The sequence below is a fragment of the Rhizobium anhuiense bv. trifolii genome (genome assembly GCF_024346605.1).
Classification (GTDB): Bacteria; Pseudomonadota; Alphaproteobacteria; order Rhizobiales; family Rhizobiaceae; genus Rhizobium; species Rhizobium anhuiense.
In genome coordinates, this window is sequence record NZ_CP098804.1 from 115,051 (window position 1) to 131,519 (window position 16,469).

General features: G+C 60.8%; 9 protein-coding genes. 7 read left to right on the forward strand and 2 right to left on the reverse strand.

Annotated features, from left to right (window positions below; translation table 11 throughout):
- Positions 1-352: 352 nt before the first annotated feature.
- Genes NE851_RS32355 through NE851_RS32380 form a run of 6 tightly spaced genes read left to right on the forward strand, consistent with a single transcriptional unit; the run spans position 353 to position 5,884 of the window.
- Positions 353-859, forward strand: a complete 507-nt coding sequence (locus tag NE851_RS32355) for an acyltransferase (protein ID WP_047619763.1) — start codon at positions 353-355, stop codon at positions 857-859.
- Complete coding sequence (locus NE851_RS32360; protein ID WP_029733100.1) at positions 856-1,893, forward strand: Gfo/Idh/MocA family protein; 1,038 nt, start codon at positions 856-858, stop codon at positions 1,891-1,893. Before NE851_RS32355 ends, NE851_RS32360 begins: the two co-directional genes overlap by 4 nt.
- Positions 1,890-2,993 carry a DegT/DnrJ/EryC1/StrS family aminotransferase gene (locus NE851_RS32365; RefSeq protein ID WP_029868054.1) on the forward strand — a complete coding sequence of 368 codons (1,104 nt, stop codon included), beginning with the start codon at positions 1,890-1,892 and terminating at the stop codon, positions 2,991-2,993. Before NE851_RS32360 ends, NE851_RS32365 begins: the two co-directional genes overlap by 4 nt.
- Positions 2,983-3,702, forward strand: a complete 720-nt coding sequence (locus tag NE851_RS32370; RefSeq protein ID WP_097545104.1) for an acyltransferase — start codon at positions 2,983-2,985, stop codon at positions 3,700-3,702. Before NE851_RS32365 ends, NE851_RS32370 begins: the two co-directional genes overlap by 11 nt.
- Positions 3,699-4,670, forward strand: coding sequence for an NAD-dependent epimerase/dehydratase family protein (locus NE851_RS32375; RefSeq protein WP_029868052.1), 972 nt, complete (start codon positions 3,699-3,701; stop codon positions 4,668-4,670). The genes NE851_RS32370 and NE851_RS32375 overlap by 4 nt, the downstream gene beginning before the upstream one ends.
- Positions 4,667-5,884 carry a DegT/DnrJ/EryC1/StrS family aminotransferase gene (locus tag NE851_RS32380; RefSeq protein WP_254962602.1) on the forward strand — a complete coding sequence of 406 codons (1,218 nt, stop codon included), beginning with the start codon at positions 4,667-4,669 and terminating at the stop codon, positions 5,882-5,884. Before NE851_RS32375 ends, NE851_RS32380 begins: the two co-directional genes overlap by 4 nt.
- Before the next feature lie 76 nt (positions 5,885-5,960).
- On the opposite strand, the gene NE851_RS32385 is transcribed toward NE851_RS32380, so the two are convergent.
- Both NE851_RS32385 and NE851_RS32390 read right to left on the reverse strand, forming a co-directional pair.
- Positions 5,961-7,469 (reverse strand): O-antigen translocase, encoded by a 1,509-nt coding sequence (locus NE851_RS32385; RefSeq protein ID WP_097545106.1) that lies wholly within the window; start codon positions 7,467-7,469, stop codon positions 5,961-5,963.
- 79 nt (positions 7,470-7,548) lie between these two features.
- Entirely contained in the window at positions 7,549-8,859 is a 1,311-nt protein-coding gene (locus tag NE851_RS32390; RefSeq protein ID WP_174824524.1) for a polysaccharide biosynthesis/export family protein, read from the reverse strand.
- Positions 8,860-9,424: 565 nt separating this feature from the next.
- Between NE851_RS32390 and NE851_RS32395 the strand changes: the two genes are divergently transcribed.
- Positions 9,425-16,453, forward strand: coding sequence for a DUF4082 domain-containing protein (locus NE851_RS32395; protein ID WP_368411040.1), 7,029 nt, complete (start codon positions 9,425-9,427; stop codon positions 16,451-16,453).
- Positions 16,454-16,469: the final 16 nt, after the last annotated feature.

Genomic DNA, 16,469 nt, shown 5'->3' on the forward strand with positions numbered 1-16,469 from the left:
ATATTACTAGGCGGTTTGTAGAATAGTCTGCGCCGTTACACCGCATTTTGGGCGGGCCACTAAATGCATGGAAACAATCGTCGTCTCCGGCATGGGTCCGGTAACGGGTGTGGGAGGTGGCCCCACCACCAATGTCGGTCGATGCGTGAATAAGGGCGTAAGTCGTCATAAGTAGATACGCCTTTAGGTGAATAACCTTAAACGTTTTGTTTCTTTACTCAGATGAAGAAAACAATTCTCTTTGAAGTGAAGAGAAGTATTTGTCCTGTCGGTATGAAACCTTGGGTGCAATCAAGCGATTGTTGTTTCAACTGAGAATCTGGGCTTGTTCAGGAGTAGGGGTTTTGCAGGGATGATTGCATCAAACGTCAAGCTGGGTGACGGCAGCATCATCCACCATCCAGATCTGGTGAATCTATACGGCTGCACGATCGGCGCAGGAACGCGCATCGGCACCTTCGTCGAGATTCAGAAGAACGTCATCGTCGGAAAAGACTGCAAGATCTCCAGCCATTCCTTCCTCTGTGAGGGCGTGACGCTGGAGGACGGCGTGTTCATAGGCCACGGGGTGATGTTTACGAACGACATGTACCCGCGCGCCGTCAATCCGGATGGCAGCCTGCAGACGGAGGCCGATTGGATCCTCATCCCGACGTTGGTCAAGCGCCACGCATCGATTGGCAGCAACGCCACCATTCTGCCTGGCGTGACCATCGGAGAGGCTGCCCAGGTCGGCGCCGGTGCGGTTGTAACAAAGGACGTGCCTGATGGCGCCATTGTCGCGGGCGTTCCAGCCAGGGTGATCGGTCGCGTCAATGACGGGGCAGTCGACATGTATGCGTTGGGAGGAATGAAATGATCGGCATCGCTGTTGTCGGGTATGGGTATTGGGGTCCGAATCTGGTTCGTAACATCTCGGAAGCGGCCGGCGCGCACCTCGTTTCAGTTTGTGATCTGAATGTCGAACGGTTGGCGGCTGTTAAAAGCCGGTATCCAGCAGTAACGATCACCGACAAGTTCGAGGAAGTTCTGCGCGATCCAAAGGTGGATGCAATCGCCATCGCAACGCCGGTCTCGACCCATTTCAAGCTCGCAATGCAGGCGATGATGGCCGGAAAGCATGTCTTCGTCGAAAAGCCGATGGCATCGACGACGGAGGAAGCCGCACGGATGGTCGAAGAAGCGGCGCGCAGACGCCTCGTGCTGGCCGTGGATCATACCTTCGTCCACACCGGCGCCGTCCGCAAGATGTGCGAACTCGTCGAAAGCGGCTTGGGCGACATGTATTATTACGACTCGGTCCGGGTCAATCTGGGGCTCTTCCAGCACGATGTCAGCGTTATCTGGGACCTCGCGGTGCATGATCTCTCTATCCTGGACCATGTTGTGCAGGAAAGGCCGGTGGCGGTTTCGGCGACGGGCATGAGCCATGTGCTCGGCGAGCCTGAGAACATCGCCTATCTGACGCTCTTCTTCGAAAGCAAGCTGATCGCCCACATCCACGTCAATTGGCTGGCGCCGGTCAAGGTGCGCCGCACCCTGATCGGCGGCAGCAACAAGATGGTCGTCTACGACGATCTGGAGCCCAGCGAAAAGATCAAGGTTTACGACAAGGGCATCACGCTGAACCCAAATTCTCAGGCCTACGGCGAGAAGGTGCATCAGATGATGGTCGGGTACCGCAGCGGCGACATGTGGGCGCCCAAGCTCGATATGACCGAGGCATTAAAACGCGAACTGGATCAGTTCGTCGAGTGCATCGAGCAAAATTCGCGGCCCATTACGGATGGCCAAGCCGGGCTGCGGGTCGTTCGCATCCTTGAAGCCGCAAGCCGGTCGCTCGCCCAGCGCGGTCGTATCATCGAGCTCGAAGAGGCGAGGCGCATTGCATGATCCCGTTCCTCGATCTCAAAGCACAATATCAATCCATCAAGAGCGAAATCGACACCGCCGTGCTCGGTGTCCTGGCCTCGGGGCAATACATATTGGGCGAGGAGGTCGCCCGCCTCGAGCAGGAATTCGCGGACTATTGCAACGTCAAACATGCGATAGCCGTCAACACTGGGACGAGTGCCCTGCATCTGTCGCTTCTCGCGGCAGGCGTCGGCCCCGGCGATGAAGTCATCACCGTGCCATTTACCTTCGTCGCGACCGTATCGGCGATCTGCTACGCAGGTGCACGACCGGTATTCGTCGATGTCGAGCCCGTGACGCTGACGATGGATCCGGCGCAACTCGAGGCTAAGATTACGGCCCGAACCAAGGCCATTATTCCCGTCCATCTCTACGGTCAGATGGCCGATATGGACGCGATCAAAGCGATTGCCGACCACTACCGGATCCCGGTCATCGAGGACGCCTGCCAGGCGCACGGAGCGCAATACAAAGGCGCGCGCGCCGGCAGTATCGGCACATCCGGCTGCTTCAGCTTCTATCCCGGCAAAAATCTCGGCGCCTGCGGCGAGGGGGGTATCGTCGTCACCAACAGCGACGATCAGGCCAAGACGATGCGGATGCTGCGCGACTGGGGTCAGGAACAGCGCTATCACCATCTGCTGAAGGGCTTCAACTACCGCATGGATGCCATTCAAGGTGCGATCCTGCGCATCAAGCTCCGGCATCTCGAAGCCTGGACCGAAGCGCGGCGCGCCCATGGACGCCGCTACTCGTTGCTGCTTGGCGGTTCGGCGAATTTGAGGACTCCTGTCGAAATCTCCGACCGGCGCCACGTCTATCACGTCTATGCTATCAGAAGCCGCGATCGTGACCAGCTTCAGCGCGTATTGAGCGCGGAGGGCATTCAGTCCGGGCTGCACTATCCGATCCCAGTGCATCTGCAGAAGGCCCATGCCGACCTTGGTTACAAGGCCGGCGATTTCCCAAACTCGGAAGCCGCCGCACGGGAGGTCCTCTCGCTGCCGATCTATCCGGAGATGCCGGCGTGGCACGTCGACCAGGTGGCCGCCGCGCTGGAGAACGCCTATGTCAGTTGATCGTGCGGGCGAGGCCCGGATCGTGCAGGCGGTCCACGGCCGTCATGAAAGGCCGGCGGACCCTGCCTATCAGGCCGGGCTGGCCGAAGAACTGAGGCAGTCATACGGGCGCGCCGGCCTGATTGAGCTCTACGGTCGTTTCGCGGCCGGTGACGGTGTCATCGATACTCTGATGCGAAAAGCCATCTGGCAAGCCATCGCGCGGAGCTGTGGCACAGGATTGCAAGTTGCAGGCGGTGCCGGTTTCAAACATCCCGAGACGTTCGACATCGGCAATGGGGTGTTCATCGGGGCTCAGGCCTATATCCAGGGTCGTTTCGACGGCCGGTGCAAGATCGGCGATAATGTCTGGATCGGGCCGATGGCCTATTTCGACGCTCGCGATCTCGTGATCGAGGATTCTGTCGGGTGGGGACCTGGCGCCAAGGTGCTTGGCTCGACCCACACGGCACTGCCCTTGGATGTGCCGATCATTCGCACGGATCTTGAAATCAAGCCGGTACGCATCTGCGCAGAGGCCGATATCGGAACGAACGCGACCATTCTTCCCGGCGTGACCATCGGGAAGGGGGCGATCATTGGAGCGGGGGCAGTTGTCGTTTCCGACGTCGAACCGTTCTCGGTCGCCGCAGGTGTACCTGCGAAATTCATACGTTGGCGTTCGGATAATGATCCGATGACGAACATGTCGCGTGAGGGAAGATCATGAGAGACAAACGGGTGCTCATTACCGGCGGGGCCGGTCTGATCGGCTCGCATATTGCCGATCTTGTCGCATTGGAAAAACCTCGCGAGATCATCGTCCTCGACAATTTCGTGCGCGGGCGCCGGGACAATCTCAGCTCGGCGATAACAAGCGCGCCTGTTAAGATCATCGACGGGGATATCCGCGACAGAGCGCTTCTGGCAAAAGTCTTCGAAGGCGTCGACATCGTCTTTCATCAGGCCGCCATCCGCATCACGCAATGCGCCGAAGAGCCTCGACTGGCTTTCGATGTCCTTGCGGAGGGGACGTTCAACGTTCTCGAAACCGCCGTCAAGGCGGGCGTATCGAAAGTAGTTGCTGCCTCTTCCGCCTCCGTTCTGGGGCTTGCCGAGAGTTTTCCAACGACCGAAGAGCACCATCCGTACAATAACCGGACGATCTACGGCGCGGCGAAAACATTCAACGAGGGGCTGCTGCGTAGTTTTGCGGAGATGTACGGCCTGCGCTATGTCGCGCTCCGTTATTTCAACGTCTATGGGCCGCGCATGGACGTTTACGGCGCCTATACGGAAGTTCTGATCCGTTGGATGGAACGCCTGGTGGCCGGGATGCCGCCCCTCATCTATGGGGATGGTAGCCAGACGATGGACTTCGTCGATGCACGCGACATCGCCCGGGCAAACATTCTGGCCGCGAAAAGCGATGTCACGGACGAAGTGTTCAACGTCGCGAGCGGCAAGGAAATAAGTCTACTGGAACTCGCGAAGATGCTGAGCGACATCATGGGTTCCTCGCTCGAACCGCAGCACAAAGAGGCCCGCACGGTCAACGGCGTGACCCGTCGCCTTGCCGATATCAGCAAGGCCGAACGGCTCCTCGGCTTCAAGGCGGAGATCTCCATGGAGCAAGGGCTTCGCGATCTCGTTGCCTGGTGGCAAAAGCAGACAAGCGCAGGAGGGCAGGCTGCATGAGCTCATCTCAATCCATAATTCCGGTTGCCAAACCCGTCCTCGGGGAAGAAGAGGCTGAGGCTGCGCGCCGCGTTATTCTGTCGGGATGGGTGACGCAGGGGCCGGAAGTCGCGGCTTTCGAGCGTGAATTCGCTGCCTTTGTGGGCGCCGCGCATGCTTGCGCCATGTCCAATTGCACGACCGCGTTGCATCTGGCCCTGAAGGCTGTTGGCATATCCACCGGCGATGAAGTCGTCACAGTCAGCCATTCGTTCATCGCAACGGCGAACGCGATTCGATACTGTGATGCAGTGCCGGTCTTCGTCGACATCGAAGCGGATGGTTACAACATCGACCCCAGCCTGATCGAAACAGCAATCACGCCTCGCACCAGGGCAATTCTCTGCGTGCATCAGCTCGGCATGCCTTGCGATCTCCGCGCCATCGTGGAGATCGGCAAGCGCCACTCGATACCGGTTATCGAAGATGCAGCCTGTGCGTCCGGAAGCGAAATCCTGTGGGACGGTCGTTGGGAAAAGATCGGCAAAGCGCATGGCGACATTGCCTGCTTCTCCTTCCACCCCAGGAAGGTCGTCACGACAGGCGATGGCGGCATGTTGACGACGGCCAATCCCGAATATGACCGGAAGTTCCGGCTCTGGCGCCAGCATGGCATGAGCGTCACCGATGCCGTTCGTCACGGCTCCAAACAAGTCATCTTCGAAGACTATGATGAGTTGGGCTACAACTACCGGATGACCGATCTTCAGGCGGCCGTCGGACGCGAGCAATTGCGGCGCCTGCCGGAATTGGTTGCCCAGCGCAGGCTGCTTGCCGAGCAATATTGCGAGCGTCTGTCGACGATTGTCGGGCTTTCGCTGCCGGCCGAGCCGCGCTGGGCTCGCAGCAATTGGCAGAGCTTCTGTGTGAGGTTGCCCGATACGGTCGACCAGCGGGCCGTCATGCAGACCCTGCTCAATCAGGGTATCTCGACTCGGCGTGGTGTGATGAACATTCATCTGGAGGGAGCCTATTCCGGTGAGACCTCCCACCGCGTTGCCACGAGCCTGACGCGAAGCGTATCTGCGCAGCAGCAAACGATAATCCTGCCGCTTTATGCCCAGATGACCGTGTCTGACATGGACCGGGTCGTCGAAGCCTTGCGCGCAGCCCTTGCGGAAGCGACCGTCGGAGCCGCCAGCGTGCAACGTGCCATGGATGTCGCTGTCGCCTGAACCCGCATTTGCCTGAGGTAAAAACAATCTGCATAACGAAACAATGCGCGTATCTCCGGATACGCGCATTGTTTCGTTATGCAGATTTCGTGATCCATCCGCGGATGGTTGCGGGCACGGACTCCGGCGGAAGCAGGTCGATCAGCATGCGCAGCGAGTAGAGCCCGCAGAGAGCGACGGCGACGAAGCCAATCGCCGTCGCCGGCCATAGCGGCAAAATCGAGAACATCAGGAATACCAGTCCCGATGCGGGCAAGAAAAGCAGCCCGTGTCTGCGATTGGCGGCGGACCAGCGAAAACCGGTCAGCTTCCGCACGATCACATAGATCAGCATGCTGTGCCAGACATAGAGGCCGAAAAACGCCATACCGGCTCCCTGCGTGCCGAGCAGCGATACGAAGAGCCAGGCAAGCCCCACATGCACGACCGCCGCCGCAACCTCCGTCCAGAAGAAAATCGCCTGGGTACGCTTTGCCACGACGATGAAACCCATCGGCCAGGAAATAATCCGCAGCATCATTCCAAGGCAGATCCAGCGCAGAAGATCGACTGCCCCCTGAAATTCCGCCGAATAGAACAGGCTCATCATGAGCGGCGCAAGCGTCAGGGTGGCGAGCAGGCCGGGGCCAGCGAGCAGCATGCTGATTTCCGCCTGTTCATTGACCAGCCGATTGCATTCGGCATTGTTGTCGGCCGCCGCGGTCAGGCGCGGATAAAAATCCGTTCCCATCGCCTGCAGGATGAAGCCGGCATAGAGACCGCCAAGGCCCCAGGCCGCCTGGTACAATCCAGCCGCCATGACACCGCCCTCCTTCAGCACGATGAGGCGGATGGCATAAGCCGCGCCGAAGGTCAGAAGCCCGCTTGCCATGAAGACGAAGCCGAGCCTGAGCAGTGCCGACACTTCCCGACCGAACTGGCGCGTGGGCATTGGCGAGGGATGAGGGCAGATCCGCCGGCTGTACCACCAGGTCGGAAGGATCGAGGCAGCCGCAATGACCACGAGGGACGGTGCGATCGCCTGCAGGCCGAACAGATAGATCAGCGGGATGCTGACAGCTGTGCCGATAAGCCCGGCAAGCACGTTGATACGGGCAAGATCGGCAATGCCGCGCAGGCCCTGGATCAATGCAGTCTGCCCTGCGGAGACCAGTCGAAAGAAGATTGCCAGCGACAGCAATGCAATGCCACCGGCATGCTGGTAGCCGCCGAAAGTGAAATTTGAAACCGGGAATGCCAATGCGGCGAGAAGGAGCGCACCAAACAATCCGAGCACCATCGATATGCGTCTCAGCACTGTTGCTGATCGTGCGATCATTTCTGCGTCATCGGTGCCCGCAGCTTCGGCAATCTGGCGCACGCCGCTGCTGCCCACGCCAAGCCCGGCAATCGCCTGCGCGATATCGAGGATCGATCCATAGAGGCCCATCAGTCCCACGCCTTCCGGCCCGAGCAGAACAGCCATGGCTTTGTTTCTGATAATGCTGAGTGCGACATTGACGAGCGAAGAGCCGCCCATCAGCATCGTCGATTTGAGGATCTGGGTGTAGGTCTGGCTGCTGGGTGGGGTCATGCGCAAAGTCATCGGATGCCCATGCCCGTTATCCGGTGCCGGCGTTCAATCGCCCGCCGCAGGGCCGATTGCGGCACATGCCTTTCGCGGATCACCGGCTTACCTGACTGATATTAGCCTCTGTCTGAACAGGCAGCGCAGCGGCGTCTTCGGACGGCGCATCCGTGATACGGGGCTTGGTTACCCTGACCACGTCGCCCGGCGCCAATTCCGTCGTTTCGGATGCCTGGAATTGATTGACTTGTCCCTTGTCCCGCCGGCTCACGATGAAGGTCAGCGGGAGTTCCTCATCGCGGTTATTCACGTTGATGCCGGTCGACAGCTCTCCGAGAAGCAGTTGTTGCGTGGTGTCGCGCTTCAATTTGAGCTGATCGAGAGTGGCCTTTTCCGCCTGCACTTCGGAAGCGACCTCGCTCCGACGAGTGTCGGAAAGTCCCTCGAGATTGCGCGTCGTCTCGTTGATCGCCTGGCGGCCCCGCATGATGGCGGTGACCAGATCGAGCCGGTCGGAGCGATAGTTGGTGAGCAATCGTTCCAGATCCATCTGTCGTGAGGTGATCGTGAGGCCCTTCTGGACAAGCGTCTTCACGCTCGTCAGTTGCTCCTCGACCGACTGGATATTGTCATCCGAGCCTTTCAGCTTTTCTTCCAATGTATCGATTTCCGCATTCAAGAGATTGCGCAATTCGACGAGGGCCACCGACTGCTTGGCGAGCGCGTTTGCACGGGCCTGAAAAATGACCTGCTCCTCCTGATGGATACTCTCGGCATATTGCCGATCGGCAGCGGGCGGCGGATCGAAGACGATCTCTTTCGCGCCGGCCATCTCCGCTTGCAGCCGCGCGAGCTTTGCCGAACTGCGTAGCAGCGAATGGTCGATTTCTCGTAGCTCGCCGGCAAGCTTGATCGTCTCCGTTTGCTGCTGTGCCGCAGCCCGCAACGGGCCGCCGCTCATGGCCAGGGATTGCAGGACGCTGAGGCCGGAGTGAAACTTGTATTCTCCCGGCGCCATCACGTCTCCGACGACGTAAATGGCCGGATAGTCGAGAACGTCGATGGTCACCGCAGGTGTCTGGGCCAAACCCATCTTTGCCTGAAGGCGCTTGCCAATCTCGCTGGTCAGGCTGGCACTGTCCAGATTTCCAACCGGCAGCGACCCTAGAAAGGGCAGGGAGACTTCACCTGCATCCGAAACCGTATATTCGCCGCCAATCGCATCCCATCGCTCAAACTGGCCCTTGGACGGCATCCATTGGACGACCGTCAGGCGGATTTTCGTTTGTGGAGCCAAAGGGGCGCTATCGGCGAGAGCCGGTGACGCAGCTCCGGCAAGAAAGACGAGTGCACTGATGACAGACGTTGCTCGAAAGAACAGGTGAGGGACGCGGTGCGATAGATTCATGTACATGTCTCGCCTTCAAAACATCCTTCAACGGACGCTGGTCCGATGCCTTAAGCGCTGTTCGAACGCCGGACGCCAAGCCCGAAACCACATCGCTAGTGTGCAGTGTGGCGAAGCCTTGAGGAAGGTGGAGGTCGTTTACTTTGCCTAATCACAATTGATAGGGTGGGGAGGGTGCATAAGCCTAAATCGAGCAGAAGCACATATCTTCTGCGCGACACAGAGGCATCGCCTCGAAAAAATCAACAGGCCCAACGGCCTATGCTATCGCACGAACGGTCCGGTACGTGGTCTCCTGCTTGGAGGGCCAGCATTGGCGCCACCATGCGGCGATGGTGAAACCACCGCCGCGGCTTCGAGCCTTGCACAGGAAGGGCGAATCTTCGCGACCTCACGCGTCCCATCCATCACGTGGGCGACGCAACGCGGCCGTTTGCCCAAAGGATGCCGCATGTAGAGCGAAAGGCGTAGGATATACCCTCTCATTTTTCGGCTATAATTCAGGGTCTCGTATCAAACGATCCTCATAGATTCGATCCTGAAAATCACGCGAGAGGTGCCCGCCATGTATCGCAACGCTCGCCGCTGGAGCTCGCGCTCCCTCCTGTTGGATTCGCTGGTTCCCCGATGGTTGGCCGTCGGCGGAGAGGGAAAGCCGCGCAAGCCTGCCGAAAGGCGCGAGGATAGTGCTCAACTTGCGACATCCGTGCAAACCGCGGATGGAAGCAAGCATGATGGAACGCTTGTCGACAATCCCGACAACAACGTGGAGCTCAATGAGCATGACGTTGGACGGAGAGAGGGCGTGATCGGCGACGCGGACGGTCGAGCTGATATCCCCCGCGCGCAGCCGCCCATGGCCAACACTGTCGCGACAAATCTCGAAACGGGGGGGCGAAGCGCTGATACTGCCGCGTCACGGTTGCCCGCCTACACGCTTGGTTTTGCGCGTTTCGAGCGGGACGCGAACGGAGTTGCATTCGGGGCCGCATCGCCCTTTTATCGCACCTATGCTGGAATGAGCTCCATAGGCGACGATCCTCTGGCTCCGTATCTGCCGCAAAGCCCTGCACCGACGGTTTCCGGGCAGGGTTCTGCTGCGGTGGCGGCTGAGCGTGCGCACTCGGGCAAGGTCGTCATTCTCGAATCGAGCCCGTCAGCGCAGGCGACAGCCCAGCATGCCGGCGCTAATTCGCTGGCATTTGGCATGCCCTTTGGTGTGTGCGGATGCGGCTACTTTACCTCCCCCACGCGGATTCTCGATTGGGCGCATGGCGGCGCCTTGCTTCAACAGGACGGTCAATTGTCGGGAACCAAGCTGACCGAGGGCCCGGACTATGTGCAGACGATCAAACGGGCCATAGGCGCCTCGGTCAGCGATCCGCTTCTCGACCGTGATTTGTCCCCGCTCTCGGGCTGGCGCGGGACCGCAACGTGGACGGATTCGACGATCTTGAACGGATCGTTGCCCGGTGGCGGAGAAATCGGAACGGGCACGTCCACATCCAAGGGTATCGGCATCCTTTCCGGCTCGGTGACAACGCCACCTTCTACACAGCGGTCGTTGGCAACGCAAAATCTGGCGGCCGCGGCGGCGGCGGCCAGCAACGCGATCGTGCTGGAAAACCAGAAGCAGGGTAACCCGGAGAGTGAGTGGGGCATCGACGGTGCCGGTAGCTCCAACATCGAGGGGTTTGCGACCGACATCAGCGTCGACAACGGCAAGACGGTCAGCTTCAAGATCAATACCAATTCCACCAATTATCGGATCGACATCTATCGGCTCGGCTATTATGGCGGCATGGGCGCGCGCAAGGTCGCGACCATGCAGCATACCGGTTTGCAGACGCAGCCCAATCCGTTGCGCAACGCCTCGACCGGCACGGTGGATGCCGGCAACTGGGCAGTCTCGGCGTCGTGGACCGTACCCAATGATGCCGTCTCGGGCGTCTACATCGCCAAGCTCGTGCGACAGGATGGCACCTTTGGCGAAAATCAAATCCCGTTCATCGTGCGGGATGACGACAGCCACAGCGACATCGTCTTCCAGACTGCAGACGAGACATGGCAAGCTTATAACGGCTGGGGTGGCGCTAACTTCTATGGCGGCAATGGTCCGGCGACAGGCCAGGGGGCGGGTCGTGCCTATGCGGTCAGCTACAACAGGCCGATTGCGACCCGCGGCGGGGTCGGCACCTATGCCGGTCCGCAGGACTATCTGTTCGGCGCCGAATATGCAGGCATCTACTGGCTGGAACAGAACGGCTATGACGTCTCCTACCTGTCGGGTGTCGACGTCGACCGTTATGGCAGCCTGTTGCTCAATCACAAAACCTATGTTGATGCCGGGCACGACGAATACTGGTCTGGACAGCAGCGAACCAATGTCGAAGCCGCGCGCGATGCGGGCGTCAACCTGATGTTCTGGAGCGGCAACGAGGTTTATTGGCGCACCCGTTGGGGCAATGCCTACAGCGCCGACGGCACGCCCTATCGCACGCTGATCTCCTATAAGGAGACCTGGTCGCCCACCGCCAGCATCGACCCTTCCAACGAATGGACGGGCACATTCCGGGATCCGCGTCTCAGCCCACCCGCTATCGGCGGCGGAAACCCGGAAAACTCACTGACCGGACAGTTGTTCAAGGTCGACGATGTCGGCAGCAATCTCCAGGCGATCACTATTCCCTATGACGACGCCAATCTGCGTTTCTGGCGCAATACCAGCGTCGCCAATCTTCAGCCTGGCCAGACGGCGACGCTCACCAAGAACTATCTTGGTTACGAATGGGACGAAGCTGTAGACAACGGCTTTGATCCGGCCGGCCTCGTGAAGCTGTCGTCGACGACGCTTCCGGTCAGCACTTACTTGCTCGATTACGGAAACACGACCGGCAATGCGACCTCGACCCACAATCTGACGCTCTATCGCGCGCCCAGCGGTGCATTGGTGTTCGGCGCCGGCACGGTCTACTGGACATGGGGCCTGAGCGACAACCACGATCTCACGGCGACGCCGACGGACCCGCGCGTGCAGCAGGCAATGGTCAACTTGCTTGCCGATATGGGCATTCAGCCCGGGACGCTGCAATCCGGGCTCGTCGCGGCAACCGCTTCGTCGGACAATGTTGCACCGACTTCCATCATCACGGTGCCGTCAACGGCGACCGTTGGCTCCGCAGTCACGATTACAGGTACCGCCACCGATACGGGCGGCGGGGTCATCGCCGGCGTCGAGGTTTCCACGGACAACGGGGCAAGCTGGCATCCGGCGACGGGCGATGAGAACTGGACTTATACCTGGTCGCCGCAGACAGCGGGCACATACACCATCCGATCTCGCGCCGTCGACGATAACATCAACCTGGAAACACCCTCGGCGGGACGCACGGTCACCGTCAGCGGGCCGAGTTACACCTCTCTCTTCGGCGCCGCGACGCCGGCGGTCGTCAACACCAACGATAGCTCAGCCGTTGAACTCGGCGTCAAATTCCAGACCTCCGTGGCAGGCACCGTCACCGGCATTCGTTTCTACAAGGGCGACCTGGATACTGGCACGCATACCGGTTCATTATGGTCGAGCACCGGCACGCGGCTTGCGACCCTCACCTTCACGAATGAGTCGGTCAGCGGTTGGCAGACTGCCTATTTCACCAGCCCGGTGTCACTGACAGTCGGACAAACCTATACGGCGTCTTATCACACGAATAGCGGTCATTATTCCACGACCACCGGCTACTTCACCTCGAACGTAACGAGCGGGTCGCTCACGGCGCCGGCCAGCGGCAACGGCGTCTACCGCTATGGCAGCAACAGCCTATTCCCCACGAGCACGTTCCAGTCGACGAACTATTGGGTCGATGTGATGTTTACCACGCCGAGCTCGAACACGACGCCGACGGCAGTTGCCGATGCGGGGGACGCGACGGAGAAGGGTGGTGTCGCCAATGGTTCGGGTGGTGTGGTTGCGAGCGGCAACGTGCTGACCAACGACACCGATCCGGATGCCGGTGATACCAAGACGGTCACGGCGGTCGTTTTCGGCGCGACATCAGGCACGCTTGGTTCGGCGCTGAACGGCACCTATGGCAGTCTCGTGCTCAACGCATCGGGCGCCTATAGCTATGCCGTCAACGAGAGCAATGCCGCCGTGCAGGCGCTGCGCCAGTCGACCAACACGCTGAGCGATGTCTTCAGCTACACGATGCGCGACACTGCCGGCGCCACGGCCACGGCCAACCTCACCGTCACCATCCATGGCGCCAACGACGCGCCGGTGCTGGCCGTCCAGACGGTGGCCCAGAACGCCACCGTCGGCTCGGCCTTCTCCTTCGTGCTGCCGACGACCACCTTCACCGATGTCGACAGCACCGAGACGCTGGCCTATACGGCAACGGCTGCCGATGGCACGGCGCTGCCCGCCTGGTTGGCCTTCAACGCCTCGACGCGGACCTTCTCCGGCACGCCGACGGCAACCGGCACCTACGGCGTCAGGGTGACGGCAACCGACCTCGGCGGCCTTGCTGCCAACGAGACCTTCAGCATCGCCGTATCGACGGCTGGCAACAGGGCGCCGACGGCGGTTGCCGATGCGGGGGATGCGACCGAGAAGGGTGGTGTCGCCAATGGTTCGGGTGGTGTGGTTGCGAGCGGCAACGTGCTGACCAACGACACCGATCCGGATGCCGGTGATACCAAGACGGTCACGGCCGTCGTTTTCGGCGCGACATCAGGCACGCTTGGTTCGGCGCTGAACGGCACCTATGGCAGTCTCGTGCTCAACGCATCGGGCGTCTATAGCTATACCGTCAACGAGACCAATGCGGCCGTCCAGGCATTGCGCCAGTCGACCAACACGCTGAGCGATGTCTTCAGCTATACGATGCGCGACACTGGCGGCGCCACCGCCACGGCCAACCTGACCGTCACCATCCACGGCGCCAACGACGCACCGGTGCTGGCCGTCCAGACGACGACCCAGAACGCCACCGTCGGCTCGGCCTTCTCCTTCGTGCTGCCGACGACCACCTTCACCGATGTCGACAGCACCGAGACGCTGGCCTATACGGCAACGGCTGCCGATGGCACGGCGCTGCCCGCCTGGTTGGCCTTCAACGCCACGACGCGGACCTTCTCCGGCACGCCGACGACAGCAGGCACCTACGGCGTCAGAGTGACGGCGACCGATCTCGGCGGCCTCTCGACCAACGAGACCTTCAACATCGCCGCATCGGCGGCGCCAACGACCTACAGCCTGTTCAACGCCTCCAGCACGCCGACCCAGACCAACCTCAACGATGGTCAGCAGCTCGAGCTCGGCGTCAAGTTCCAGTCGAACGTCGCCGGGGATGTCACGGGCATCAAGTTCTATCGCAGCGCCAACGACAACGGCCAGAACGTCGTCGACCTGTGGACCACGACCGGCACCAGGCTTGCCACCGCCACCTTCAGCAACACCACGGCGAGCGGCTGGCAGACGGTGAACTTCACGACGCCCGTCACCATTACCGCAAACACCACGTATGTCGCCTCGTACCACACGACTGGTGCCTACGTGGCAACCAACAATTTCTTTACCGCCACAGTGACCAGCGGCCCGCTGACGGCGACAGCCAGCGGCAACGGCGTATACACCTATGGCGGATCCGCCACCACTGGCATTTTCCCGAATGCCACCTACAACGCCGCCAATTACTATGCCGATGTGGTCTTCCGTCCGGCATCGACAACACCGAACACGACGCCGACGGCAGTTGCCGATGCGGGGGACGCGACGGAGAAGGGTGGTGTCGCCAATGGTTCGGGTGGTGTGGTTGCGAGCGGCAACGTGCTGACCAACGACACCGATCCGGATGCCGGTGATACCAAGACGGTCACGGCGGTCGTTTTCGGCGCGACATCAGGCACGCTTGGTTCGGCGCTGAACGGCACCTATGGCAGTCTCGTGCTCAACGCATCGGGCGCCTATAGCTATGCCGTCAACGAGAGCAATGCCGCCGTGCAGGCGCTGCGCCAGTCGACCAACACGCTGAGCGATGTCTTCAGCTACACGATGCGCGACACTGCCGGCGCCACGGCCACGGCCAACCTCACCGTCACCATCCATGGCGCCAACGACGCGCCGGTGCTGGCCGTCCAGACGGTGGCCCAGAACGCCACCGTCGGCTCGGCCTTCTCCTTCGTGCTGCCGACGACCACCTTCACCGATGTCGACAGCACCGAGACGCTGGCCTATACGGCAACGGCTGCCGATGGCACGGCGCTGCCCGCCTGGTTGGCCTTCAACGCCTCGACGCGGACCTTCTCCGGCACGCCGACGGCAACCGGCACCTACGGCGTCAGGGTGACGGCAACCGACCTCGGCGGCCTTGCTGCCAACGAGACCTTCAGCATCGCCGTATCGACGGCTGGCAACAGGGCGCCGACGGCGGTTGCCGATGCGGGGGATGCGACGGAGAAGGGTGGTGTCGCCAATGGTTCGGGTGGTGTGGTTGCGAGCGGCAACGTGCTGACCAACGACACCGATCCGGATGCCGGTGATACCAAGACGGTCACGGCCGTCGTTTTCGGCGCGACATCAGGCACGCTTGGTTCGGCGCTGAACGGCACCTATGGCAGTCTCGTGCTCAACGCATCGGGCGTCTATAGCTATACCGTCAACGAGACCAATGCGGCCGTCCAGGCATTGCGCCAGTCGACCAACACGCTGAGCGATGTCTTCAGCTATACGATGCGCGACACTGGCGGCGCCACCGCCACGGCCAACCTGACCGTCACCATCCACGGCGCCAACGACGCACCGGTGCTGGCCGTCCAGACGACGACCCAGAACGCCACCGTCGGCTCGGCCTTCTCCTTCGTGCTGCCGACGACCACCTTCACCGATGTCGACAGCACCGAGACGCTGGCCTATACGGCAACGGCTGCCGATGGCACGGCGCTGCCCGCCTGGTTGGCCTTCAACGCCACGACGCGGACCTTCTCCGGCACGCCGACGACAGCAGGCACCTACGGCGTCAGGGTGACGGCGACCGATCTCGGCGGCCTCTCGACCAACGAGACCTTCAACATCGCCGCATCGGCGGCGCCAACGACCTACAGCCTGTTCAACGCCTCCAGCACGCCGACCCAGACGAACCTCAACGATGGTCAGCAGCTCGAGCTCGGCGTCAAGTTCCAGTCGAACGTCGCCGGTGATGTCACCGGCATCAAGTTCTATCGCAGCGCCAATGACAACGGCCAGAACGTCGTCGACCTGTGGACCACGACCGGCACCAGGCTTGCCACCGCCACCTTCAGCAACACCACGGCGAGCGGCTGGCAGACGGTGAACTTCACGACGCCCGTCACCATTACCGCAAACACCAACTATATTGCGTCCTATCACACCACCGGCGCTTACGTGGCAACTGATGGCTTCTTCGCGAATGCGGTCACCAATGGTCCATTGACGGCCCAATCAAGTGCCGTCGCCGGCGGCAACGGTGTCTATGCGTATGGCGGATCCGCCACCGCAGGTCTCTTCCCGACCGACACCTACAATTCGGCGAATTACTATGCCGACGTTGTCTTCCGACCACAGCTCGTCGCGTGAAAAAAAGGACAAGGTT

Coding starts and splice junctions, on each gene's coding strand:
- NE851_RS32385 (WP_097545106.1), bottom strand. CDS start 7,469: ATGACTTTGCGCATGACCCCACCCAGCAGCCAGACCTACACCCAGATC.
- NE851_RS32390 (WP_174824524.1), bottom strand. CDS start 8,859: ATGAATCTATCGCACCGCGTCCCTCACCTGTTCTTTCGAGCAACGTCT.
- NE851_RS32360 (WP_029733100.1), top strand. CDS start 856: ATGATCGGCATCGCTGTTGTCGGGTATGGGTATTGGGGTCCGAATCTG.
- NE851_RS32380 (WP_254962602.1), top strand. CDS start 4,667: ATGAGCTCATCTCAATCCATAATTCCGGTTGCCAAACCCGTCCTCGGG.
- NE851_RS32395 (WP_368411040.1), top strand. CDS start 9,425: ATGTATCGCAACGCTCGCCGCTGGAGCTCGCGCTCCCTCCTGTTGGAT.
- NE851_RS32370 (WP_097545104.1), top strand. CDS start 2,983: ATGTCAGTTGATCGTGCGGGCGAGGCCCGGATCGTGCAGGCGGTCCAC.
- NE851_RS32355 (WP_047619763.1), top strand. CDS start 353: ATGATTGCATCAAACGTCAAGCTGGGTGACGGCAGCATCATCCACCAT.
- NE851_RS32365 (WP_029868054.1), top strand. CDS start 1,890: ATGATCCCGTTCCTCGATCTCAAAGCACAATATCAATCCATCAAGAGC.
- NE851_RS32375 (WP_029868052.1), top strand. CDS start 3,699: ATGAGAGACAAACGGGTGCTCATTACCGGCGGGGCCGGTCTGATCGGC.